The 23,169-nt window shown below is 59.5% G+C and carries 23 protein-coding genes and 2 pseudogenes; 13 read left to right on the top strand and 12 right to left on the bottom strand.

Going from position 1 to position 23,169, the window contains the following annotated elements; translation table 11 throughout:
- Window positions 1-3: 3 nt before the first annotated feature.
- From ACA073_RS04220 to ACA073_RS04245, 6 genes are all read right to left on the bottom strand, one after another.
- Window positions 4-1,497, bottom strand: a complete 1,494-nt coding sequence (locus ACA073_RS04220; RefSeq protein ID WP_497401864.1) for an RNA polymerase factor sigma-54 — start codon at window positions 1,495-1,497, stop codon at window positions 4-6.
- Window positions 1,498-1,681: 184 nt separating this feature from the next.
- Window positions 1,682-2,407 carry an LPS export ABC transporter ATP-binding protein gene (gene lptB, locus ACA073_RS04225; RefSeq protein WP_017336541.1) on the bottom strand — a complete coding sequence of 242 codons (726 nt, stop codon included), beginning with the start codon at window positions 2,405-2,407 and terminating at the stop codon, window positions 1,682-1,684.
- Complete coding sequence (gene lptA / locus ACA073_RS04230; protein ID WP_497401865.1) at window positions 2,407-2,955, bottom strand: lipopolysaccharide transport periplasmic protein LptA; 549 nt, start codon at window positions 2,953-2,955, stop codon at window positions 2,407-2,409. The genes lptB and lptA overlap by 1 nt, the downstream gene beginning before the upstream one ends.
- The gene (gene lptC, locus ACA073_RS04235; protein WP_497401866.1) at window positions 2,942-3,514 is read right to left on the bottom strand and encodes an LPS export ABC transporter periplasmic protein LptC; all 573 of its coding nucleotides are present in this window, start codon (window positions 3,512-3,514) and stop codon (window positions 2,942-2,944) included. Before lptC ends, lptA begins: the two co-directional genes overlap by 14 nt.
- A 7-nt stretch (window positions 3,515-3,521) precedes the next feature.
- Window positions 3,522-4,046 carry a KdsC family phosphatase gene (locus ACA073_RS04240; protein ID WP_461957246.1) on the bottom strand — a complete coding sequence of 175 codons (525 nt, stop codon included), beginning with the start codon at window positions 4,044-4,046 and terminating at the stop codon, window positions 3,522-3,524.
- Window positions 4,046-5,020, bottom strand: a complete 975-nt coding sequence (locus ACA073_RS04245) for a KpsF/GutQ family sugar-phosphate isomerase (RefSeq protein ID WP_150633259.1) — start codon at window positions 5,018-5,020, stop codon at window positions 4,046-4,048. Before ACA073_RS04245 ends, ACA073_RS04240 begins: the two co-directional genes overlap by 1 nt.
- 275 nt (window positions 5,021-5,295) lie before the next feature.
- Between ACA073_RS04245 and ACA073_RS04250 the strand changes: the two genes are divergently transcribed.
- The 10 genes from ACA073_RS04250 to hisC all read left to right on the top strand — a co-directional run bounded on the left by ACA073_RS04250 (window position 5,296) and on the right by hisC (window position 13,259).
- Window positions 5,296-6,105, top strand: a complete 810-nt coding sequence (locus ACA073_RS04250; protein WP_028623782.1) for an ATP-binding cassette domain-containing protein — start codon at window positions 5,296-5,298, stop codon at window positions 6,103-6,105.
- Window positions 6,105-6,902, top strand: coding sequence for a lipid asymmetry maintenance ABC transporter permease subunit MlaE (gene mlaE / locus ACA073_RS04255; protein ID WP_461951866.1), 798 nt, complete (start codon window positions 6,105-6,107; stop codon window positions 6,900-6,902). The genes ACA073_RS04250 and mlaE overlap by 1 nt, the downstream gene beginning before the upstream one ends.
- Window positions 6,902-7,369 (top strand): outer membrane lipid asymmetry maintenance protein MlaD, encoded by a 468-nt coding sequence (mlaD, locus tag ACA073_RS04260; RefSeq protein ID WP_046045861.1) that lies wholly within the window; start codon window positions 6,902-6,904, stop codon window positions 7,367-7,369. The genes mlaE and mlaD overlap by 1 nt, the downstream gene beginning before the upstream one ends.
- An 11-nt stretch (window positions 7,370-7,380) precedes the next feature.
- The gene (locus ACA073_RS04265) at window positions 7,381-8,037 is read left to right on the top strand and encodes an MlaC/ttg2D family ABC transporter substrate-binding protein (protein WP_497401867.1); all 657 of its coding nucleotides are present in this window, start codon (window positions 7,381-7,383) and stop codon (window positions 8,035-8,037) included.
- The gene (locus ACA073_RS04270; protein WP_497401869.1) at window positions 8,034-8,339 is read left to right on the top strand and encodes an STAS domain-containing protein; all 306 of its coding nucleotides are present in this window, start codon (window positions 8,034-8,036) and stop codon (window positions 8,337-8,339) included. The genes ACA073_RS04265 and ACA073_RS04270 overlap by 4 nt, the downstream gene beginning before the upstream one ends.
- 113 nt (window positions 8,340-8,452) lie before the next feature.
- A complete protein-coding gene (locus ACA073_RS04275) occupies window positions 8,453-8,692 on the top strand; it encodes a BolA family protein (RefSeq protein WP_497401871.1) in 240 nt (79 codons plus the stop codon).
- A 22-nt stretch (window positions 8,693-8,714) separates the two neighbouring features.
- Complete coding sequence (gene murA, locus ACA073_RS04280) at window positions 8,715-9,980, top strand: UDP-N-acetylglucosamine 1-carboxyvinyltransferase (RefSeq protein WP_017336551.1); 1,266 nt, start codon at window positions 8,715-8,717, stop codon at window positions 9,978-9,980.
- Window positions 9,981-10,107: 127 nt separating this feature from the next.
- The gene (gene hisG, locus ACA073_RS04285) at window positions 10,108-10,743 is read left to right on the top strand and encodes an ATP phosphoribosyltransferase (RefSeq protein WP_253436407.1); all 636 of its coding nucleotides are present in this window, start codon (window positions 10,108-10,110) and stop codon (window positions 10,741-10,743) included.
- 124 nt (window positions 10,744-10,867) lie between these two features.
- Window positions 10,868-12,205: a histidinol dehydrogenase gene (gene hisD / locus ACA073_RS04290; protein ID WP_497401873.1), complete on the top strand. Its 1,338-nt coding sequence runs from the start codon at window positions 10,868-10,870 to the stop codon at window positions 12,203-12,205.
- Window position 12,206: 1 nt separating this feature from the next.
- Window positions 12,207-13,259: a histidinol-phosphate transaminase gene (hisC, locus tag ACA073_RS04295; RefSeq protein WP_497401875.1), complete on the top strand. Its 1,053-nt coding sequence runs from the start codon at window positions 12,207-12,209 to the stop codon at window positions 13,257-13,259.
- A gap of 104 nt (window positions 13,260-13,363) precedes the next feature.
- Here the strand turns inward: hisC and ACA073_RS04300 are convergent, their stop codons facing one another.
- The 4 genes and pseudogenes from ACA073_RS04300 to algW form a co-directional block, all read right to left on the bottom strand.
- Entirely contained in the window at window positions 13,364-14,092 is a 729-nt protein-coding gene (locus ACA073_RS04300) for a DUF4198 domain-containing protein (protein ID WP_497401876.1), read from the bottom strand.
- Window positions 14,093-14,106: 14 nt separating this feature from the next.
- Window positions 14,107-14,478 (bottom strand): annotated as a pseudogene (locus ACA073_RS04305) (TonB-dependent receptor domain-containing protein); the annotation flags it as partial.
- Window position 14,479: 1 nt separating this feature from the next.
- Window positions 14,480-14,704, bottom strand: a pseudogene (locus ACA073_RS04310) (TonB-dependent siderophore receptor); the annotation flags it as partial.
- A gap of 128 nt (window positions 14,705-14,832) precedes the next feature.
- Window positions 14,833-15,993, bottom strand: a complete 1,161-nt coding sequence (algW, locus tag ACA073_RS04315; RefSeq protein ID WP_497401878.1) for a Do family serine endopeptidase AlgW — start codon at window positions 15,991-15,993, stop codon at window positions 14,833-14,835.
- Window positions 15,994-16,095: 102 nt separating this feature from the next.
- Between algW and ACA073_RS04320 the strand changes: the two genes are divergently transcribed.
- From ACA073_RS04320 to cysN, 3 genes are all read left to right on the top strand, one after another.
- Window positions 16,096-16,854: a Nif3-like dinuclear metal center hexameric protein gene (locus ACA073_RS04320; protein WP_497401880.1), complete on the top strand. Its 759-nt coding sequence runs from the start codon at window positions 16,096-16,098 to the stop codon at window positions 16,852-16,854.
- 266 nt (window positions 16,855-17,120) lie between these two features.
- On the top strand, window positions 17,121-18,038 hold the full coding sequence (cysD, locus tag ACA073_RS04325) for a sulfate adenylyltransferase subunit CysD (RefSeq protein ID WP_010463281.1): 918 nt from the start codon (window positions 17,121-17,123) through the stop codon (window positions 18,036-18,038).
- Between the two features lie 9 nt (window positions 18,039-18,047).
- Window positions 18,048-19,946: a sulfate adenylyltransferase subunit CysN gene (gene cysN / locus ACA073_RS04330; RefSeq protein WP_497401881.1), complete on the top strand. Its 1,899-nt coding sequence runs from the start codon at window positions 18,048-18,050 to the stop codon at window positions 19,944-19,946.
- A gap of 168 nt (window positions 19,947-20,114) precedes the next feature.
- Here cysN and yihG read toward each other — a convergent pair whose 3' ends face one another.
- Window positions 20,115-21,020: a 1-acylglycerol-3-phosphate O-acyltransferase, YihG family gene (gene yihG, locus ACA073_RS04335; RefSeq protein ID WP_497401883.1), complete on the bottom strand. Its 906-nt coding sequence runs from the start codon at window positions 21,018-21,020 to the stop codon at window positions 20,115-20,117.
- The gene (pta, locus tag ACA073_RS04340) at window positions 21,021-23,120 is read right to left on the bottom strand and encodes a phosphate acetyltransferase (protein WP_497401885.1); all 2,100 of its coding nucleotides are present in this window, start codon (window positions 23,118-23,120) and stop codon (window positions 21,021-21,023) included.
- Window positions 23,121-23,169 lie beyond the last annotated feature (49 nt).

Below are 23,169 nucleotides of genomic sequence, written 5' to 3' on the forward strand. Positions count from 1 at the left end.
GCTCTACATCAACCGTTTGCGTTCGCTCGAAGGCGCGATCCCGAGGGATTCGCGGTACTTGGCGACGGTGCGGCGAGCCACCTGAATGCCTTGTGCCTCCAGTAAACCAGCGATCTTGCTGTCACTCAACGGCTTTTTCTGATTTTCCGCGGCAACCAGTTTTTTGATGATCGCGCGGATCGCCGTAGACGAGCATTCGCCGCCTTCGGAGGTGCTGACGTGGCTGGAGAAAAAGTATTTCAACTCATATATGCCGCGAGGGGTATGCATGAATTTTTGCGTGGTTACCCGGGAAATCGTTGATTCGTGCATGCCCACCGCTTCGGCGATGTCATGCAGGACCAGGGGTTTCATGGCTTCGTCGCCGTACTCCAGAAAACCGCGCTGATGCTCGACGATCTGGGTGGCAACTTTCATCAGGGTTTCGTTACGGCTTTGCAGGCTCTTGATGAACCAGCGGGCTTCTTGCAACTGATTGCGCATGAAGGTGTTGTCGGCGCTGGTGTCGGCGCGGCGCACGAAACCGGCATATTGGGCGTTGACCCGCAGCCGCGGTACCGATTCCTGATTCAGCTCTACCAGCCAGCGCTCGTTATCCTTGCGCACGATCACGTCGGGAACGACGTATTCGGCTTCACTGGACTCGATCTGCGAGCCCGGACGTGGGTTGAGGGTTTGTACCAGTTCAATGACCTGGCGCAGTTCATCTTCCTTGAGCTTCATCCGGCGCATCAGCTGGCTGTAGTCGCGGCTGCCGAGCAAGTCGATGTAATCGGTGACCAGGCGTTTGGCCTCGGCCAGCCAAGGTGTCTTGGCAGGGAGCTGACGCAATTGCAGCAGCAGGCATTCACCCAGGTTGCGGGCGCCGATGCCGGCCGGTTCGAATTGCTGGATGCGATGGAGGACGGCTTCGATCTCGTCCAGTTCGATGTCGAGTTCCGGATCGAAGGCTTCGAGGATTTCCTCAAGGGTTTCGTCCAGGTAGCCCTGATTGTTGATGCAGTCGATCAGGGTCACGGCGATCAGGCGATCGGTGTCGGACATCGGCGCCAGGTTCAGTTGCCACAACAGATGGCTTTGCAGGCTTTCGCCGGCCGATGTGCGGGTGGTGAAATCCCACTCGTCGTCATCGTTGCTCGGCAAGCTGCTGGCGCTGGTCTGGTAGACGTCTTCCCATGCGGTGTCGACGGGCAGTTCGTTGGGAATGCGCTCGTTCCAGTCGCCCTCATCGAGGTTGTCCACCGTCGGGGCGGTTTCCTGGTAGGAGGGTTCAGACACATCGGCATTGGGTTGCTGTTCGGCTTTGTCGGCCAAGGGGTCGGCGTTATCGAAGTCGTCGCCTTCTTCCTGGCGTTCGAGCATCGGATTGGACTCCAGGGCTTCCTGGATTTCCTGTTGCAGGTCCAGGGTCGACAATTGGAGCAGGCGGATGGCCTGTTGCAGCTGCGGTGTCATCGTCAGCTGCTGGCCCATTCTCAAGACTAGCGATGGTTTCATGGCAGGGGCTTAACACCTTATTCGCCGGCGCACGTGCGCCATCCACTACAGGGCGCCGGAGCGCCAAACATAAGCAAATTATATGCCTGAAACCACAACGTTTGCCTAGAGCGCCGTAACAATAAAAAACTGTTGATTTTTTATCGAGACTAGCACTCGGGCGACTTGCCAGACACCTCAGCGCTTACAGGCGGAACTCATGGCCCAGATAGACTTCTTTCACGAGGTCGTTGGCCAGGATGGTGGCCGAGTCACCTTCGGCGATCAGTTGACCATCGTTGACGATGTAGGCGGTTTCGCAGATATCCAGGGTTTCACGGACGTTGTGGTCAGTGATCAGCACGCCAATGCCCTTGGCTTTGAGGTGGTAGATGATCTGCTTGATGTCGCCCACCGAAATCGGGTCCACGCCGGCGAAAGGTTCGTCGAGGAGGATAAATTTCGGGTTGGTCGCCAGTGCCCGGGCGATTTCCACGCGGCGGCGTTCACCGCCGGACAGGCTCATGCCGAGGTTGTCGCGGATGTGGCTGATGTGGAATTCCTGCAGCAGGCTTTCCAGCTCTTTGCGACGATCGGCCTTGTCGAGTTCCTTGCGGGTCTCGAGGATCGCCATGATGTTGTCGGCGACCGAGAGTTTGCGAAAGATCGACGCTTCTTGCGGAAGATAGCCGATACCGGCCTTCGCACGACCGTGCATCGGCTGGTGGCTGACGTCCAGATCATCGATCAGGACGCGGCCCTGATCGGCCTGGACCAGGCCGACGATCATGTAGAAGCAGGTGGTCTTGCCGGCGCCGTTAGGACCAAGCAGGCCGACGATCTGACCGCTGTCGATGGACAAGCTGACGTCGCGCACGACCTGACGGCTCTTGTAGCTCTTGGCCAGATGCTGAGCTTTCAGAGTTGCCATTACTGGGCCTTTTGCTCGTCGGTTTTCTTTTTCGGCTGGATCACCATGTCGATGCGCGGACGCGACTCGGTAACCTTGGAGCCCGTTGCGCGACCGGCGCTGGCGAGCTTTTTGTTGGTGTCGTAGACGATCTTCTCGCCTTGGGTGACGTTACCGTCCTTATCGACAACTTTGGCGCGATCGATCAGCACGACGCGGTCTTGCGACGCGTGGTACTGGATGGTGACGCCCCAGCCCTGAACCGGCTTGGTGTCGCCCGCCGTTTGCAGTTGTTCGAAATAGGCGAGATTGCCCACCGAAGTCACCACGTCGATATCGCCGGTTTGAGTGCGGGTCATGGTCACAGTATTGCCGGTGACCTTCATCGAACCCTGGGTGATGATCACGTCACCTTTATAAGTGGCAATGCCATTCTTGTCGTCCAGTTGGGCGTCGTCGGCCTGGATGCGGATAGGCTGCTGTTGATCGTCCGGCAGAGCCCAGGCGCTCACGCTTCCCAGTGCTGCGCCCAGACCGAGCAAAATAGGGAGAGTTTTAACGAGCCTCATACTGTCCTCTTACGTTCGATAGCAGGTGTATCCTGCTTTCTTTCAAATACGCTTTCATTCCCTTGCCAGTCGATACACCGCCAGCGCCGTCGATTCTAACGGGTTGCTCGGTCTGCGCATATTGCTGTTGCGGGAACACGGTCATGCGGGTGGTGGTAATCAGGGTCTTGCGGTTTTTCTCGTCGAAACGGGTGATGCGCACCGAGTCGATCAGTTCGACCTGGGTGCCGTCCGGGTTGACTTCGCCGTGTTCGCTCTGAACGTGCCAGGGAAACTCGGTGCCGCGGAACAGATTCAGGTCCGGATTGGTCAGCAGCGTCACTTCGGTCGCTTTCAGGTGTTCGACCTTGTCGGACGTCATTTCGTACTGCAGCTTGCCGTCCGGCAGGTACTGAACGCTGTGGGCGTTGAGTGCGTAATAGTCGATCGCGTTTTCATCGACCTTTGCCACCGGCTGGTCGAGGAAGCGTTCCGGGCTGATGTTCCAGTAGCCGACCGCAGCAAAAATCGCTGTAATGCAGCCGAACATCAGGATGTTGCGAAATTTCTTGCTCAGCATAGTTGGCTCACAGGTACGCAGCGTTGGCCGCATCGAGGCGGCCCTGGGCGCGCAGGATCAATTCGCAGAATTCGCGGGCGGCACCCTCGCCACCACGGGCCTGGGTGATGCCATGGGCGTGTTCACGCACGAAGCTGGCGGCATTGGCCACTGCCATGCCCAGGCCGACGCGGCGGATCACCGGCAGGTCTGGCAGGTCGTCACCGAGGTAGGCGACTTGTTCGTAGCTTAGGTTGAGTTGGGCGAGCAGTTCGTCCAGCACCACCAGTTTATCTTCGCGACCCTGATACAGGTGGGGAATGCCGAGGTTCTTCGCCCGTCGTTCGACCACCGGGGTCTTGCGGCCGCTGATGATAGCGGTCTGTACGCCGGCCGCCATCAACATCTTGATGCCTTGGCCGTCGAGCGTGCTGAAGGTCTTGAATTCGCTGCCGTCTTCAAGGAAGTACAGGCGCCCGTCGGTCAGGACGCCGTCGACGTCGAATACCGCCAGTTTGATCTGTTTGCCGCGTTGCAGCAGGTCCGTGCTCATTACATTACTCCTGCGCGCAGCAAATCGTGCATGTTCAAGGCGCCGACCGGACGGTCTTCGCTGTCGACCACGACCAGCGCGTTGATTTTATGGTCTTCCATGATTTTAAGGGCCTCGGCGGCGAGCATTTCGGCGCGAGCGGTCTTGCCGTGGGCGGTCATGACCTGGTCGATCGTGGCGCTGTGAATATCGATGCTGCGATCCAGGGTGCGGCGCAAATCGCCGTCGGTGAAGATCCCGGCGAGTTTGCCATCGGCTTCCAGAATAACGGTCATGCCCAGGCCCTTGCGGGTCATCTCCATCAGCGCGTCCTTGAGCAGTGTCCCGCGCTGGACTTGCGGCAGCTCCTGCCCGGCGTGCATGACGTTTTCCACTTTCAACAGCAGGCGTCGGCCCAGCGCGCCACCGGGGTGGGAAAAAGCGAAGTCTTCAGCGGTAAAGCCGCGGGCTTCGAGCAACGCAACGGCCAAGGCATCGCCCATGACCAGGGCGGCGGTGGTCGACGATGTCGGTGCCAGGTTCAGCGGGCAGGCTTCGTGTTCGACATGCACGTTGAGATTGACCTCGGCAGCCTTGGCCAGCGGTGAGTCGGGGTTGCCGGTCACGCTGATCAATTTGATGCCCAGACGTTTGATCAACGGCAGCAGGGTGACGATTTCATTGGTGGAACCGGAGTTCGACAAGGCCAGGATGATGTCGTCGCGGGTAATCATGCCCATGTCGCCGTGGCTGGCTTCGGCCGGGTGCACGAAGAAAGCCGTGGTGCCGGTGCTGGCCAGGGTGGCGGCAATCTTGTTGCCGATATGCCCCGATTTGCCCATGCCGACCACGACCACGCGGCCTTTGCTGGCCAGAATCATCTCGCAAGCGCGTACGAAATCTGCGTCGATATGGGGCAGCAAGCCTTGTACGGCTTCCAGTTCGAGGCGGATGGTGCGTTGTGCTGATTGAATCAGGTCGCTGGATTGGCTCATGTCAGAAATCGTATAGCCTGATGAAAAGGCGGCGATTATAGCGGTAATGATCAAAACCCTCACGCAAGTTCGTCGCGCTTTGAAATTCCCTGTTACCGAATCCCTCTAAATTAAGCCTTTTGCCGCTCAAGTTGCTGAACATGGCCCGGCTTGGCCCTTGGGCGCTTGGCCTTTGCAATGGTATAGTTCGCCGCCAGTTCGGCCTGCCCGGGAGGTATGTGCTTTCGTCAGAGAGAAACGCGTCCGAGTGAGAGGCTGCATCGCAAGGAGTTTAGATGAGTGCCGATAACGCCTACGCGGTCGAGCTGAAGGGACTGACCTTCAAGCGCGGTGCGCGCAGCATTTTCAATAACGTCGATATCCGTATTCCGCGCGGCAAGGTCACCGGTATCATGGGGCCTTCCGGGTGTGGCAAGACCACACTGTTGCGTTTGATGGGCGCCCAATTGCGTCCGACCAAGGGTGAAGTCTGGGTCAACGGTCAGAACCTGCCGAAACTGTCGCGCAGTGATTTGTTCGATGCGCGTAAACACATGGGTGTGCTGTTTCAGAGCGGCGCACTGTTTACCGATCTCGACGTGTTCGAGAACGTCGCCTTTCCGCTACGCGTTCATACCGAGCTTCCGGAAGAAATGATCCGGGACATTGTGCTGCTCAAATTACAGGCCGTGGGCCTGCGTGGCGCCATCGACCTGATGCCTGACGAGCTGTCCGGCGGCATGAAGCGCCGTGTCGCGCTGGCCCGGGCGATTGCCCTCGATCCGCAGATCCTCATGTATGACGAACCCTTCGTCGGTCAGGATCCGATCGCCATGGGCGTATTGGTGCGCCTGATCCGCCTGCTCAACGATGCCCTCGGTATCACCAGCATCGTGGTCTCCCACGACCTGGCCGAGACCGCGAGCATTGCTGACTACATTTATGTGGTCGGCGAAGGCCAGGTGCTGGGGCAGGGCACGCCCGAGGAACTGATGAACTCGCAAGAGCCACGGATTCGCCAATTCATGACCGGCGAACCCGACGGCCCGGTCGCATACCACTTTCCAGCGACGGATTACCGCGCAGATCTTCTGGGGAAGCGTTGATGCGCAAGATTTCACTCATGGAACGCGTGCGCCGGTTCGGCCATGCCGGCATCGACGTGCTGGCGGTGTTCGGCCGTTCGACGATATTCCTGTTTCATGCCTTGCTCGGTCGAGGCGGCATCGGCGGCGGTTTCGGCCTGCTGATCAAGCAACTGCATTCGGTGGGCGTGATGTCCCTGGTGATCATTGTGGTCTCCGGGGTGTTCATCGGCATGGTGCTGGCGCTGCAAGGGTTCAACATCCTCTCCAGCTACGGTTCGGAGCAGGCGGTCGGGCAGATGGTTGCCCTGACCTTGCTTCGCGAACTGGGCCCCGTGGTCACGGCATTGCTGTTCGCCGGACGCGCCGGTTCAGCCCTGACGGCTGAAATCGGCAATATGAAGTCCACCGAGCAGCTGTCCAGTCTGGAAATGATTGGTGTCGACCCGCTCAAGTACATCATTGCCCCGCGCCTGTGGGCCGGCTTCATTTCCCTGCCGGTGCTGGCGATGATTTTCAGCGTGGTGGGTATCTGGGGCGGTTCGTGGGTGGCCGTCGACTGGCTGGGTGTCTATGAAGGTTCCTACTGGTCCAACATGCAGAACAGCGTGACGTTCACTGAGGATGTGCTCAACGGCATCATCAAAAGCATCGTCTTCGCCTTTGTCGTGACCTGGATCGCCGTATTCCAAGGCTATGACTGCGAGCCCACATCCGAGGGGATCAGTCGTGCCACTACCAAGACCGTGGTGTATGCCTCGTTGGCTGTACTCGGCCTGGACTTTATTCTGACTGCCTTGATGTTTGGAGATTTCTGATGCAAAACCGCACCCTGGAAATCGGTGTCGGCCTTTTCTTGCTGGCTGGCATCCTGGCTTTGCTGTTGCTGGCGTTGCGGGTGAGTGGCCTGTCCCCGAGCGCAACCACCGATACTTATAAACTTTATGCCTATTTCGACAATATCGCCGGTTTGACGGTCAGAGCTAAAGTGACCATGGCCGGTGTGACCATCGGCAAGGTCACGGCGATCGATCTGGACCGCGACAGTTTCACCGGTCGGGTAACGATGCAACTGGAAAAGCGCGTAGATAACCTGCCGACTGACTCCACTGCATCTATTCTGACGGCGGGCCTGTTGGGCGAGAAATACATCGGTCTCAGCGTGGGCGGCGAAGAAGGCCTGCTCAAGGATGGTGGAACCATCCACGACACCCAGTCGTCGCTGGTGCTCGAGGACCTGATCGGTAAATTCCTGCTCAATACCGTTAGCAAAGACGCCAAATGAGGAGCTTTTGAATGATCTCTACCTTGCGACGTGGCCTGTTGGTTTTACTCGCGGCCCTGCCGTTGATGGCTAACGCCGTGGCGGCGCCTTCCGCGCACGAGCTGGTACAGGACACCACTACCCGGCTGTTGGCGGACCTGTCAGCCAACAAAGAGAAGTACAAACAGGATCCACAGGACTTTTACAAGGCGCTGAACGACATCGTCGGCCCTGTGGTGGATGCCGAGGGCATTTCCAAAAGCATCATGACGGTCAAATATTCGCGCAAGGCCACGCCTGCGCAAATGAAGACCTTTGAAGAAAACTTCAAAAAGGGCCTGTTCCAGTTCTATGGCAACGCATTGCTTGAGTACAACAATCAGGGCATCGTCGTCGATCCTGCCAAGGATGAGTCGGGAGACCGCACAAGCGTTGGTATGACGGTCAAGGGCAGCAATGGCGCGATCTATCCTGTGTCCTACACGCTCGACAAGATCAATGGCGAGTGGAAGCTGCGCAACGTGATCATCAATGGCATCAACATTGGCAAGCTGTTCCGTGATCAGTTCGCTGATGCGATGCAGCGCAATGGCAACGATCTGGACAAGACTATCAATGGTTGGGCCGGTGAAGTCGCCAAAGCCAAGGAAGCCAGCGAGAAGCAAACCCCCGAGAAGCAAGCCCAATGAGTGTATCGGCCATTCGCATGAATGAATCCGGAGAGCTGATGCTTAGCGGGATGCTGGACTACCGCACCGGTCCTGGCCTGCGCAAGCAGGGCCAGGCGCTGATCAAGGCCAGCAAGGCCGCCGCACTGGTGGTGGATTGTTCGGCAGTGTTGAAGTCCAGCAGTGTCGGCTTGTCGCTGCTGCTGTGTTTCATGCGTGATGCCGAGGAGGCCGGCAAGCCGCTGAGCATCCGTGCAATGCCCGAAGACATGCGTGAAATTGCTCAGGTCAGCGAATTGACCGAGCTGTTGGCGCATCCCTAACCGCATCGATAAGGAAGCCCCCCGTCAGAGTCCTGCTTCGCGGGGTTCGCAGGCGCGGGGCTTTTTTGTATGATGTCCGACCCGCGCGCAAAGGGCGCCGATTGAGGTTGAGCATGCAGGCCGTAGAAGTGAAGAGCTTCCTTGAAGGAAAGCTGCCAGACACAAAGGTGGAAGTTGAAGGCGAAGGCTGCAACTTTCAGCTGAACGTGATTAGCGATGAACTGGCGGCGTTGAGCCCGGTGAAGCGTCAGCAGCAGGTCTATGCCCATTTGAACCCATGGATCACCGATGGCAGCATCCATGCGGTCACTATGAAATTTTTCAGCAGCGCGGCCTGGGCCGAGCGCACCTGAGCCCAAGGGCGTCGAGATTCTTATGGATAAATTGATTATTACCGGTGGCGCTCGTCTTGATGGCGAGATCCGCATTTCCGGGGCAAAGAACTCTGCCCTGCCGATCCTGGCTGCAACCTTGCTGTGCGATGGCCCGGTTACCGTTGCCAACCTGCCGCACCTGCATGACATCACCACCATGATCGAGCTGTTCGGTCGCATGGGCATCGAGCCGGTGATCGACGAGAAACTCAGCGTCGAAATCGACCCGCGCACCATCAAGACTCTGATCGCTCCGTACGAACTGGTGAAAACCATGCGTGCGTCGATCCTGGTGCTGGGCCCGATGGTTGCCCGTTTCGGTGAAGCCGAAGTCGCACTGCCTGGCGGTTGCGCCATCGGTTCGCGTCCGGTGGACCTGCACATCCGTGGTCTTGAAGCCATGGGCGCGGTCATCGACGTCGAAGGCGGCTACATCAAGGCCAAGGCCCCTGAAGGCGGCCTGCGCGGCGCGCACTTCTTCTTCGACACCGTCAGCGTGACCGGTACCGAAAACATCATGATGGCAGCCGCTCTGGCCAAGGGCCGCAGCGTTCTGGCCAACGCCGCACGCGAGCCTGAAGTGGTGGACCTGGCGAACTTCCTGATCGCCATGGGTGCCAAGATCACTGGCGCCGGCACCGACACCATCACCATCGATGGCGTCGAGCGTCTGCACACCACCACTTACAAAGTGATGCCTGACCGTATCGAAACCGGCACCTACCTGGTTGCCGCCGCCGTGACCGGCGGTCGCGTGAAGGTCAAGGACACCGATCCGACCATCCTCGAAGCCGTCCTGGAAAAACTCCGTGAGTCGGGTGCCGAAATCACCTGCGGCGAAGACTGGATCGAGCTGAACATGCACGGCAAGCGGCCAAAAGCCGTCAACGTGCGGACCGCTCCGTACCCGGCGTTCCCGACCGACATGCAGGCGCAGTTCATCTCCCTCAACGCCATTGCCGAAGGCACCGGTGCCGTGATCGAGACGATCTTCGAAAACCGCTTCATGCACGTTTACGAATTGCACCGCATGGGCGCCAAGATCCAGGTCGAAGGCAACACCGCCATCGTCACCGGCACCGAGAAGCTGAAAGGCGCGCCAGTCATGGCCACCGACCTTCGTGCTTCGGCCAGCCTGGTGATCTCGGCGCTGATCGCTGAAGGCGATACCCTGATCGACCGCATCTACCACATCGACCGTGGTTACGAGTGCATCGAAGAGAAACTGCAGATGCTCGGCGCCAAGATCCGCCGCGTACCGGGCTAGTTTTTTGCTGCATGGGCATAAGGATGTGCCCGTTGAATTCGTTTCAAGTCGAGGGTGCTTCACCCTCGATGTGTGCCCGGCGCCAATTGTGACCGGGCACGTACCTTGATAAGGACTGACGTTTCCCATGTTGACCATCGCACTGTCCAAGGGCCGCATCCTTGACGACACCCTGCCGCTTCTGGCTGAAGCGGGCATCGTGCCGACCGAGAATCCGGACAAGAGCCGCAAGCTGATCATCCCCACGACCCAGGCCGATGTACGCCTGCTGATCGTGCGTGCCACCGACGTGCCGACTTACGTCGAGCATGGTGCTGCTGACCTGGGCGTCGCCGGTAAAGATGTGCTGATGGAGTACGGTGGCCAGGGCCTGTACGAGCCTCTGGACCTGCGAATTGCCCTCTGCAAGCTGATGACCGCTGGCCGTGTCGGCGACGTCGAGCCCAAGGGCCGTCTGCGCGTGGCAACCAAGTTCGTCAACATTGCCAAGCGTTATTACGCCGAACAGGGTCGCCAGGTCGACATCATCAAGCTCTACGGCTCGATGGAACTGGCACCGCTGATCGGTCTGGCGGACAAGATCATCGACGTGGTCGACACCGGCAATACACTGCGCGCCAATGGCCTGGAACCCCAGGATTTCATTGCCGACATCAGCTCCCGGCTGATCGTCAACAAAGCTTCGATGAAAATGCAGCACGCCCGTATCCAGGCGTTGATCGACACCCTGCGCAAGGCAGTGGAGTCTCGACACCGCGGCTGATTCACCTGCGCGACCTTGAGTCGCGCCGTCTATCCGCCTCATAGCCAGAATTCTCAGGTGCCCAAGCGGATCGAATGTTAGCTTCGGGCGCCTGAGTTTTTGCCAATCCTATGAGGCTCTCGCTATGACCGCACCGACTGCAATTCGCCGACTCAACGCTGCTGACCCGGATTTCGCACATCATCTGGATCATCTGCTGAGCTGGGAAAGCGTGTCTGACGACTCGGTCAATCAGCGGGTGCTGGACATCATCAAAGCCGTACGTGAACGCGGCGATGCGGCGCTGGTGGAATTCACCCGGCAGTTCGACGGTCTGGACGTCGCCTCGATGGCCGACCTGATCCTGCCGCGCGAACGCCTGGAACTGGCCCTGACCCGGATCACCGTGCCTCAGCGTGAAGCGCTGGAAAAAGCCGCGGCCCGCGTGCGCAGCTACCACGAAAAGCAAAAACAGGATTCCTGGAGCTACACCGAAGCCGACGGCACCGTGCTGGGCCAGAAGGTCACGCCGCTGGATCGCGCCGGTCTGTACGTCCCGGGCGGCAAGGCGTCGTACCCGTCGTCGGTGTTGATGAACGCGATTCCGGCCAAGGTGGCCGGTGTGACCGAAGTGGTCATGGTGGTGCCGACCCCGCGTGGTGAAATCAACGAGCTGGTGCTGGCCGCCGCCTGCATCGCCGGCGTTGACCGCGTCTTCACCATCGGTGGCGCACAAGCCGTTGCCGCACTGGCTTACGGCACCGAGAGCGTGCCGAAGGTCGACAAGGTGGTCGGTCCGGGCAACATCTATGTCGCCACCGCCAAGCGCCACGTATTTGGCCAGGTCGGTATCGACATGATCGCCGGTCCGTCCGAGATCCTCGTGGTGTGTGACGGCAAGACCGACCCGGACTGGATCGCCATGGACCTGTTCTCCCAGGCCGAGCACGACGAAGACGCCCAGGCGATTCTGGTCAGCCCGGACGCCGAGTTCCTCGATCAGGTCGCCGCGAGTATCGCCAAACTGCTGCCGACCATGGAGCGGGCCGAGATCATCGAAACATCGATCAATGGCCGTGGTGCGCTGATCAAGGTGCGCGACATGGACCAGGCCATCGAAGTGGCCAACCGCATTGCGCCGGAGCACCTGGAGTTGTCGGTCGCTGATCCGCAAGCCTGGTTGCCGCAGATCCGCCACGCGGGCGCGATCTTCATGGGCCGTCACACCTCCGAAGCCCTGGGCGATTACTGCGCCGGCCCGAACCACGTGCTGCCGACCTCCGGCACCGCACGCTTCTCGTCGCCGCTGGGCGTATACGACTTCCAGAAACGCTCGTCGATCATCTTCTGCTCCGAGCAGGGGGCGTCCGATCTGGGCAAGACCGCTTCCGTGCTGGCTCGCGGCGAGTCGCTGACCGCCCACGCCCGCAGCGCCGAATACCGCATCGTTGACGAGCTCTCTATTGAAGGGCAGGGGAACTGAAATGAGTAAATTCTGGAGCCCGTTCGTCAAGAATCTGGTGCCTTACGTGCCGGGCGAGCAGCCGAAACTGGCGAAACTGGTGAAGCTCAACACCAACGAAAATCCTTACGGTCCATCGCCCAAAGCCTTGGCCGCGATGCAGACCGAACTGAATGACAACCTGCGTCTGTACCCGGACCCGAACAGCGATCTGCTGAAAAACGCAGTCGCCAGGTACTACGGTGTACAAAGCAATCAGGTGTTCCTCGGCAACGGTTCTGATGAAGTACTGGCGCACATTTTTCACGGTTTGCTGCAGCACGATAAACCGCTGCTGTTCCCGGACATCAGCTACAGCTTCTACCCGGTTTACTGTGGGTTGTATGGCATCACGTTCGACGCGGTGCCGCTGGACGAACAGTTCCAGATCAACCCGGCGGACTACGCCAAGCCAAACGGCGGGATCATTTTCCCCAACCCGAACGCGCCGACCGGTTGCCTGCTGGCGCTGGACGCGATTGAACAAATCCTCAAGGCCAGCCCGGATTCAGTGGTCGTGGTGGACGAGGCGTACATCGACTTTGGTGGCGAAACAGCGATCATGTTGGTGGACCGTTATCCGAACCTGCTGGTGACTCAGACCTTGTCCAAATCCCGTTCGTTGGCCGGCCTGCGAGTTGGCCTGGCGGTGGGGCATCCGGATTTGATCGAAGCGCTGGAGCGGATCAAGAACAGCTTCAACTCTTACCCGCTGGATCGCATGGCGAATGTCGGCGCTGCGGCTGCGTTCGAGGATCGTGAGTATTTCGACAAGACGTGTCGTCTGGTGATCGAAAACCGTGAATGGGTGATCTCGCAGTTGCAGTCCAAAGGCTTTGACGTGCTGCCGTCGGCGGCGAACTTTATCTTTGCGCGTCATCCAAAGCACGACGCGGCGGGGCTGGCGGCGAAGTTGCGCGAGCAAGGCGTGATCGTTCGGCACTTCAAGCAAGAGCGGATCGCGCAGTTCCTGCGGATCTCCATCGGCACACCGGAGCAGAATCAGGCACTGATCGACGGTCTGGGCGATCTCTAATCCGTCTTCGCGAGCAAGCCCGCTCCCACACTGGATTTGTGAACGACACAGATCCAATGTGGGAGCGGGCTTGCTCGCGAATGAAGCACCACCGGCTTCAAGCCTTAATCGTGATGCGGCTCGCCGAGGAATGTCAGCGAACTGAACAGGCCGCGACTGCTCACATCCGGGCTGTCCTTCACCGGGATTTCCACCTTCGCCGCAATCACATTCAACCCTTCATTGCGCACCAGCACCTGGGCGCGGCCATCCTTGTCGGTTTCGGTGCTCAAGGTATTCGGCGCGCTGCGATAGTCGCCCACCAACTTCACGCCCGCCGCCGGTTTGCCATCCAGTAGCACCCGAACCGGCAGCGACTTGCCGGGCCCGACGGTCAGGGGATCAACCTCCGGCAGAATCAGCAATTTGATCTGGTCGAGTTTCGGCAACTTCGCTCCCGGCTGGTAAATCGCCAGGCTGTATTTGAAGGTCTCGGTCGACTCGATCGCTCCCGGCACCTTGCTGCGTCCTTCGTTGATCCATTTTTTATCGGCGGTCTGCGACCACATGCCATTATCCAGTGCGACTGCCAGTGCCGCGGGTGGTTTGAGTGGCTGCAGGCGCGCATGGTCGGCCAGGCGTTGCACGGTAACCGGGATCATCTTGCCCTCGGCGTCATAGGCCCAGGCGCCGCTGATTTTCTGCGCCTTGAAGGCATCGTCCTCAGCGCCATCACCATAGATGACTTCGATGTTGCCGCGACGTTGTTCGGTCCACAGGCCATGGGCCGAGACGTGAGTCGCGAACATCGCGCCGAGCAGCCCCAGCAGAACCAGTGATTTAGCTTGTTGCATGGTGATTTTTCCTTTTACAGGTTGAGTGTCAGGCTGACAGTGAAATTGCGCGGCTCACCGGGATTGACCCAGTAATTGCTGTAGGAGCGCTCGTAGAATTTTTCGTCGAACAGGTTGTTCAGATTCAGGCCCACGGTGACGTTGTCGCTGGCCTTGTAATGGGCCAGCAGGTCGACGGTGTGGTAGGCCGGCTGTTCGAAATCGCTGCCGGCTTCACCCGAGCGATCGCCGACATAAGTGAACGCGGCGCCGAGGTCCGAACCGCGTAGTTGGCCATCCTGAAATTCATAAACGCCCAGCAGACTGCCACTGCGTTTGGCCACGCCAAGGATGCGGCTGCCGGCTGGAATGACCTTGTCGCCCTCGGTGACTTCGGCGTCGATGTAGAATCATGCTGATCGATTGCGGGATGTCGCGAAGGGCAGTGTCGGTTTTAGTCGCGCTCGAGGAGCGGATCGCGCGATATCCCTTGACCGGGCCGGTGGGGGATTCGTAGTCGGAGGTTACGCTGATGGCGTCCAGTTCAACGTTTCTGGATTCTTCGGCGAAGACCGGATCCCCTCGCAGACCGAGGGCCAGGCCTGTGAGGGAAGCCATTGTTCGAGACGGCATGTTATGCGTTCCAAGCGTTATTTGAAACAATATAACATGCTTGATGAGAATGTATGCTTTTAACGATTTTAGCGTTTTGGAACTGTCGAGCACGCAAAAGATCGCAGCCGTCGGCAGTTCCTGCGGGCTTACTCCTCTTCTTTCTCTTTGACTGGCGCAGGCGGCGGACGCAAACCGATTTCCGCGGTCAGCTTCAACTCCTTGCCGTTGCGCATCACCTGAATCGTGACTTTGTCGGTGGGCTTGATTCGCGCGACCTGGTTCATAGAGCGGCGGCCATCGCCCGCCGGCTCGCCGTCGATGGTGAGGATCACATCGCCCAACTGCAGACCCGCCTTCTGCGCCGGGCCGTCACGGAAAATCCCCGCGACCACAATGCCCGGACGTCCCGACAAGCCAAACGATTCCGCCAGTTCCTGGGACAGCGGCTGCACTTCAATTCCGAGCCAGCCACGAATCACCTGGCCGTGTTCAATGATCGACTTCATCACTTCCATCGCCAGTTTCACCGGGATCGCGAAACCGATGCCTTGCGAGCCGCCTGACTTGGAGAAGATCGCAGTGTTGATGCCGGTCAGGTTGCCGTTGGCGTCTACCAGTGCACCGCCGGAGTTGCCGGGGTTGATCGCGGCGTCGGTCTGGATGAAATCTTCGTAGTTGTTCAGGCCCAGCTGGTTCCGGCCGGTGGCGCTGATGATGCCCATGGTCACGGTCTGGCCGACGCCAAACGGGTTGCCGATGGCCAGGGCCACGTCGCCGATGCGGATGTTGTCGGAACGGCCGACGGTGATCGACGGCAGCTTTTTCAAATCGATCTTCAGGACCGCGAGGTCGGTTTCCGGGTCGCTGCCTATCACGCGTGCCAGGGTTTCACGACCGTCCTTCAACGCGACCACAATCTGGTCGGCGCCGCTGGTCACGTGGTTGTTGGTCAGCAGATAGCCTTCCGGGCTCATGATCACGCCGGAGCCGAGACTCGATTCCATGCGCTTCTGCTTGGGCGAGTTGTCGCCGAAGAAACGACGGAACTGCGGGTCTTCGAACAGCGGATGGTTCGGCTTGTTGATGACTTTGGTGGTGTACAGGTTCACCACCGACGGCGCGGCGGTGGTGACCGCGTCGGCATACGACACCGGGCCTTGCTGCATCGTGGTGGTTTGCGGGGCTTGCTGCAGGTTGACGTCGAGGCTAGGGAGCCCGACCCACTGCGGGTAACGCTGGATGATCAATAAAGCGATAAGCACGCCGGCCAACAGCGGCCAGCCGGAAAAACGCAGCGCTTTGAGCATTAAGCACGTCCTGGAAGGTTGCAGGCGGTATGAGACCGCCCATAATGTCGCGCATTATACGAGGCCGCGCGCGCCTCTGAACGGGATATTTAGGAGTCTTTTATGGCCGTCGCCCTGAGCACCCTGGTCGAAGAAGCCGACCGTTATCTGAACAGTGCAAGGATTGCCGATTATTGCCCCAACGGATTACAGGTCGAAGGTCGACCGCAGGTGATGCGCATCGTCAGCGGCGTCACCGCCAGTCAGGCATTGCTGGACGCTGCGGTCGAAGCCCAGGCGGATCTGGTGCTGGTGCATCACGGTTATTTCTGGAAGGGCGAGAACCCGTGCATCACCGGCATGAAGCAGCGTAGGTTGAAAACCCTGCTCAAGCACGACATCAGCCTGCTGTCCTACCATTTGCCGCTGGATCTGCATCCGGACGTCGGCAACAACGTGCAGCTCGCGCGCCAGCTGGACATCACCGTCGAAGGCCCGCTCGATCCGGATAACCTTAAAATTGTCGGTCTGGTGGGCTCTCTGAACGATCCGATGACACCGCGTGATTTCGCCCGCCGCGTGCAGGAAGTCATGGGCCGCGAGCCGTTGCTGATCGAAGGCAGCGAGATGATCCGCCGTGTTGGCTGGTGCACCGGTGGCGGCCAGGGTTACATCGATCAGGCCGTACTGGCCGGGGTCGATCTGTACCTCAGCGGTGAAGCGTCCGAACAGACCTTCCACAGCGCCCGGGAAAACGACATCAGCTTCATCGCTGCCGGTCATCACGCCACGGAGCGCTACGGTGTACAGGCGTTGGGGGATTACCTGGCGCGGCGGTTTGCGCTGGAGCACATCTTCATCGATTGCCCGAATCCGATCTGATGACGAGGGTCTTTGGGACACCCTCATCAAATGTGGGAGCGGGCTTGCTCGCGAAAGCGGTGTTTCAATCGACATCAATGTTGAATGTGAGTCAGCATTCGCGAGCGAGCCCGCTCCCACAGTGGTCCGTGTGACCCGAACGGGCAGGTATATTCATATACCCTTTCGATCTAGCCTGCGTCCTGATTAGAAGAGGTCGCTGTGCTAGGATTCCCCGCTCGAACACGGCCCGCTGGCCGTCCATAAGATCGTTTTCGTGAGTAGCCATGGTCGACAAACTGACGCATCTGAAACAGCTGGAGGCCGAAAGCATCCACATCATCCGCGAGGTCGCCGCCGAGTTCGATAACCCGGTGATGCTGTACTCCGTCGGTAAAGACTCCGCCGTGATGCTGCACCTTGCGCGCAAGGCATTCTTCCCGGGCAAACTGCCGTTCCCGGTGATGCACGTCGACACCCGGTGGAAGTTCAAGGAAATGTACGCGTTCCGCGACCGCATGGTCGAAGAGCTCGGCCTTGACCTGCTGGTGCACGTGAACCCCGATGGCGTCGCGCAGGGCATCAACCCGCTGACTCACGGTAGTGCCAAACACACTGACATCATGAAAACCGAAGGCCTCAAACAGGCCCTCGACAAGTATGGTTTCGACGCCGCATTCGGTGGTGCCCGCCGCGACGAAGAGAAGTCCCGTGCCAAAGAGCGCGTGTATTCCTTCCGCGACACCAAGCACCGCTGGGACCCGAAAAACCAGCGTCCAGAGCTGTGGAACGTCTACAACGGCAACGTCAACAAGGGCGAATCGATCCGCGTTTTCCCGTTGTCGAACTGGACCGAACTGGACATCTGGCAGTACATCTACCTCGAAGGCATCCCGATCGTGCCGCTGTATTTCGCCGCCGAGCGCGACGTCATCGAGATGAATGGCACCTGGATCATGATCGACGACGAACGCCTGCTCAATCACCTGAGCGATGAAGACAAGGCGCGCATCGTCAAGAAGAAAGTCCGTTTCCGCACACTGGGTGACTACCCGTTGACCGGTGCGGTCGAGTCCGAGGCCACCAGCCTGACCGACATCATTCAGGAAATGCTCCTGACGCGAACTTCCGAACGCCAGGGCCGGGTCATCGATCACGATGGCGCAGGCTCGATGGAAGAAAAGAAACGTCAGGGTTATTTCTAAGGGGTTGTCATGTCGCACGCATCTGATTTGATCAGCGAGGACATCCTCGCCTACCTGGGCCAGCACGAACGCAAGGAAATGCTGCGCTTTCTGACCTGTGGCAACGTCGACGACGGCAAGAGCACCCTGATCGGGCGCCTGCTGCACGACTCCAAGATGATCTACGAAGATCACCTGGAAGCCATTACCCGCGACTCGAAAAAAGTCGGCACCACTGGCGAAGACATCGACCTGGCGTTGCTGGTCGACGGCCTGCAGGCCGAGCGTGAGCAGGGCATCACCATCGATGTCGCCTACCGCTATTTCTCCACCGCCAAGCGCAAATTCATCATCGCCGACACCCCCGGCCATGAGCAGTACACCCGCAACATGGCCACCGGTGCATCCACCTGTGACCTGGCGATCATCCTGGTCGACGCCCGCTACGGCGTGCAGACCCAGACCCGTCGCCACAGCTTCATCGCTTCGTTGCTCGGCATCAAACACATCGTGGTCGCCATCAACAAGATGGATCTCAACGGTTTCGACGAAACCGTGTTCGAGTCGATCAAGGCCGATTACCTGAAGTTCGCCGAAGGCATCGCGTTCAAGCCGACCACCATGGCCTTCGTGCCGATGTCGGCGCTGAAGGGCGACAACGTGGTGAACAAGTCCGAACGCTCGCCGTGGTACACCGGCCAGTCGTTGATGGAAATTCTCGAAACCGTCGAGATCGCCAGCGACCGCAACTACACCGACCTGCGTTTCCCGGTGCAGTACGTCAATCGTCCGAACCTGAACTTCCGTGGTTTCGCCGGCACCCTGGCCAGCGGCGTCGTGCACAAGGGCGATGAAGTCGTTGTGCTGCCGTCGGGCAAGAGCAGCCGCGTGAAATCCATCGTTACCTTCGAAGGTGAACTGGAGCATGCCGGTCCTGGTCAAGCGGTGACGCTGACCATGGAAGATGAGATTGACATCTCTCGCGGCGACTTGCTGGTGCACGCCGACAATCAGCCGCAGGTGACTGACGCTTTCGACGCCATGCTGGTGTGGATGGCCGAAGAGCCGATGCTGCCGGGCAAGAAATACGACATCAAGCGCGCCACGAGCTACGTGCCGGGTTCGATCACCAGCATCGTCAACCGTGTTGACGTGAACACCCTGGAGGAAGGTCCGGCCAGCGCGTTGCAGTTGAACGAGATCGGTCGGGTCAAGATCAGCCTCGACGCCACGATCGCGCTGGACGGTTACGCGAGCAACCGCACCACCGGTTCGTTTATTGTCATCGATCGTTTGACCAACGGCACCGTCGCTGCCGGCATGATCATCGCTCAACCGTTGAGCCATGGCAGCAGCACGCACCACGGCAAACTGGCGCACGTTGCCACCGAAGAACGCGCTCAGCGCTTTGGCCAGCAACCGGCCACTGTGTTGTTCAGCGGCTTGTCGGGCGCGGGCAAAAGTACCCTGGCTTATGCGGTTGAACGCAAGCTGTTCGACCTGGGCCGTGCAGTGTTTGTGCTCGATGGCCAGAACCTGCGTCACGACCTGAACAAAGGTCTGCCACAGGATCGCGCCGGGCGTACCGAGAACTGGCGTCGTGCGGCGCACGTTGCGCGTCAGTTCAACGAAGCCGGTTTGCTGACGCTGGCCGCCTTTGTTGCGCCAAGTGCCGAAGGTCGTGAACAGGCCAGGGAACTCATCGGCAAGGAGCGTCTGCTGACGGTCTACGTCCAGGCCTCGCCGACGGTCTGTGCCGAGCGTGATCCGCAAGGCCTGTACGCGGCGGCCGAGGATAATATCCCGGGCGATTCCTTCCCGTATGACGTGCCGCTGGACGCCGACCTCGTGGTCGATACCCAGTCGCTGTCGCTGGAGGAAAGCGTCAAGCAAGTGCTGGATCTGCTGCGCAAGCGTGGCGCGATCTAAGCGTTAGCCGTTAATAAAAAACCCGCCGATGAGTGATCATCGGCGGGTTTTTTTGTGTCTTGCGGAATTCAAATGTGGGAGCGGGCTTGCTTGCGAAAGCGGTGTAACAGTCGACATCAACGTTGAATTTCAGCCCGTATTCGCGAGCAAGCCCGCTCCCACAGTGGATCAGTGTTTGTCTGGGTATTCGCGATGCATCTGCTCCAGCAGCGCATCCTTGTCTTCCCACAACTGATTGATCCACCCCTGAAACTGCAATCGATACTCCCCATCCTGGTCGTAATTCTTGCCGATAAACTGCGGTGGAATCTTCAGCTCCTGAAAATGCACCACCACGTCTTTCACATTCCCGCACAACAGATCCCAATACCCCGGACGCCCGCCCGGATAGTGAATCGTCACGTGGAGGATCGACTCCAACTGTTCACCCATCGCATCCAGCACAAACGCAATGCCGCCGGCCTTGGGTTTGAGCAAATACTTGAACGGTGATTTCTGCTGGGCATGCTTGCCTTCGGTGAAGCGCGTGCCTTCAACGAAATTGAAAATCCCCACCGGGTTATTGCGAAACTTCGCGCAGGTCTTGCGGGTGGTTTCCAGGTCTTTGCCTTTCTTCTCCGGGTGCTTTTGCAGGTAAGCCTTGGAGTAGCGCTTCATGAACGGAAAGCCCAGCGTCCACCACGCCAGACCAATCACAGGCACCCAGATCAGCTCTTGCTTGAGAAAAAACTTCAGCGGCTGGATGCGACGGTTGAGCACGTACTGCAACACCATGATGTCGACCCAGCTCTGATGGTTGCTGGTGATCAGGTACGAGTGCTGATAGTCCAGCCCTTCAAGACCGCTGAGGTGCCAGCGGGTGCGGCAGACCAGATTCATCCAGGCCTTGTTGTTGCTGATCCAGGCCTCATGGGTATGGCTCATCAGCCAGCGCGTGAAGCGCTGGGTGAGGGCGAAGGGCAACACCTTGAAAATCGCCACGCAGAACAGAAACGAGCAAAGCAGAATCGTATTCAGTGCCAGCAACAACGATGCAATCACGCCGCGTACGGCGGCAGGCAGGAAATCCAGCATTTAAAGGTCCAAAGGTCGGTTGGCAGCTTGAATCGCGGTCAACGCGATGGTGTAGACGATGTCATCGACTTGCGCGCCCCGCGGCAGGTCGTTCACCGGCTTGCGCAGGCCTTGCAGCATTGGCCCGAGGCTGACGCAGTCGGCACTGCGCTGCACGGCCTTGTGCGTGGTGTTGCCGGTATTCAGGTCGGGGAACACGAACACCGTGGCGCGACCGGCCACTTGACTGTTCGGCGCCAGTTGCCGGGCGACGGTTTCGTTGGCGGCGGCGTCGTACTGCAGCGGGCCGTCGATCAACAGCGCGTTCTGTTGTTCGTGGGCGAGCAACGTCGCTTCGCGTACCTTCTCGACTTCTTCACCGCTGGCCGATTCGCCACTGGAGTAGCTGATCATCGCCACGCGCGGCGTAATGCCGAACGCTGCTGCCGAGTCGGCGCTTTGCAGGGCGATCTCGGCCAGTTCGCTGGCGCTCGGATGCGGGTTCATCACGCAGTCGCCGTAGACCAGCACTTCTTCGGGAAACAGCATGAAGAATACCGACGACACCAAGGTGCAGCCCGGCGCCGTTTTAATCAGCTGCAGGGCCGGGCGGATGGTGTTGGCGGTGGAGTGAATGACGCCGGACACGAGGCCGTCGACTTCATCCAGCGCCAGCATCATCGTGCCGATCACCACGGTGTCTTCCAGTTGTTGCTCGGCCATCGGCGCGTTGAGGCTTTTGGTCTTGCGCAGCGCAACCATCGGTTCGACGTAGCGTTGACGAATCAGGTCCGGGTCGAGAATCTCCAGTCCTGGCGGCAGCTCGATGTCGTGCGCACGAGCGACGGCTTCGACGTCTTCCGGCTTCGCCAGCAACACGCAGCGGGCAATGCCGCGCGCCTGACAGATCGCCGCCGCTTGCACGGTCAGCGGCTCGCTGCCTTCGGGCAGCACGATGCGTTTGTTGGCGGCCTGGGCGCGCTGGATCAATTGATAACGGAACACCGCTGGCGACAGGCGCATTTCCCGTGGCGTGCCGCAGCGCTGGTGCAGCCAGTTGGCATCGAGGTGGCTGGCGACGAAGTCGGTAATGATCTCCGCACGCTCGCGGTCGTCGATCGGGATTTCCTTGTTCAGGCCGTTCAACTGGTTGGCGGTGTCATAGGAACCGGTGCTCACCGACAACACCGGCAAACCGGCCTGCAACGCGCCGCGGCACAGATCCATGATGCGCGGGTCGGGCAGGGTGTCGCTGGTCAGCAGCAGGCCGGCCAGCGGAACGCCGTTCATGGCCGCGAGGCTGACGGCGAGGATGATGTCGTCGCGGTCGCCGGGCGTCACCACCAGCACGCCGGGCTTGAGCAGCTCCACGGTGTTGCGCATGGTGCGGGCGCAGATGATGATTTTGGTCATGCGCCGGGTTTCGTAGTCGCCGGCATTGAGGATTTGCGCGCCCATCAGATCAGCCACGTCGCGGGTGCGTGGCGCGTTCAGTTCCGGCTGGAACGGGATGCACCCGAGCAGGCGGAAATCACCGCTGCGCAGCAAGGGCGAATGCTCCTTCAGGCGCGAGGCGAAGGCGTCCATGCTTTCGTCGGTCTTGACCTTGTTGAGGATCACGCCGAGGACTTTCGGGTCTTTCGGACCGCCAAACAATTGCGCCTGCAATTCCACGCGACCGGAGAGTTCGGTCAGCACTTCGTTTTCCGGCGCCGAGACCAGAATCACATCGGCGTCGAGACTCTTGGCGAGGTGCAGATTGACCCGCGCGGCATAACTGGCGCTGCGGGTCGGGACCATGCCTTCGACGATCAGCACGTCCTTGCCTATGGCCGCTTGCTGATAGAGCGTGATGATTTCTTCGAGCAGTTCATCGAGCTGACCGTCGCCGAGCATGCGTTCGACATGCGCCAGGCCCAGCGGCTGCGGCGGTTTCAAACCGTGAGTGCGCGCCACCAGCTCGGTGGAGCGCTCAGGCCCGGTGTCACCCGGATGGGGCTGGGCGATCGGTTTGAAAAAACCGACTTTGAGGCCGGCCCGCTCGAGGGTGCGCACCAGCCCGAGACTGATGGAGGTCAGACCCACACCAAAATCGGTGGGCGCGATAAAAAAAGTTTGCATGCGGATTCTCTGGAGGTGCATGGCAATGGTGACAACCTATAACTGGTCG

The organism is Pseudomonas sp. LBUM1670 (assembly GCF_059695695.1).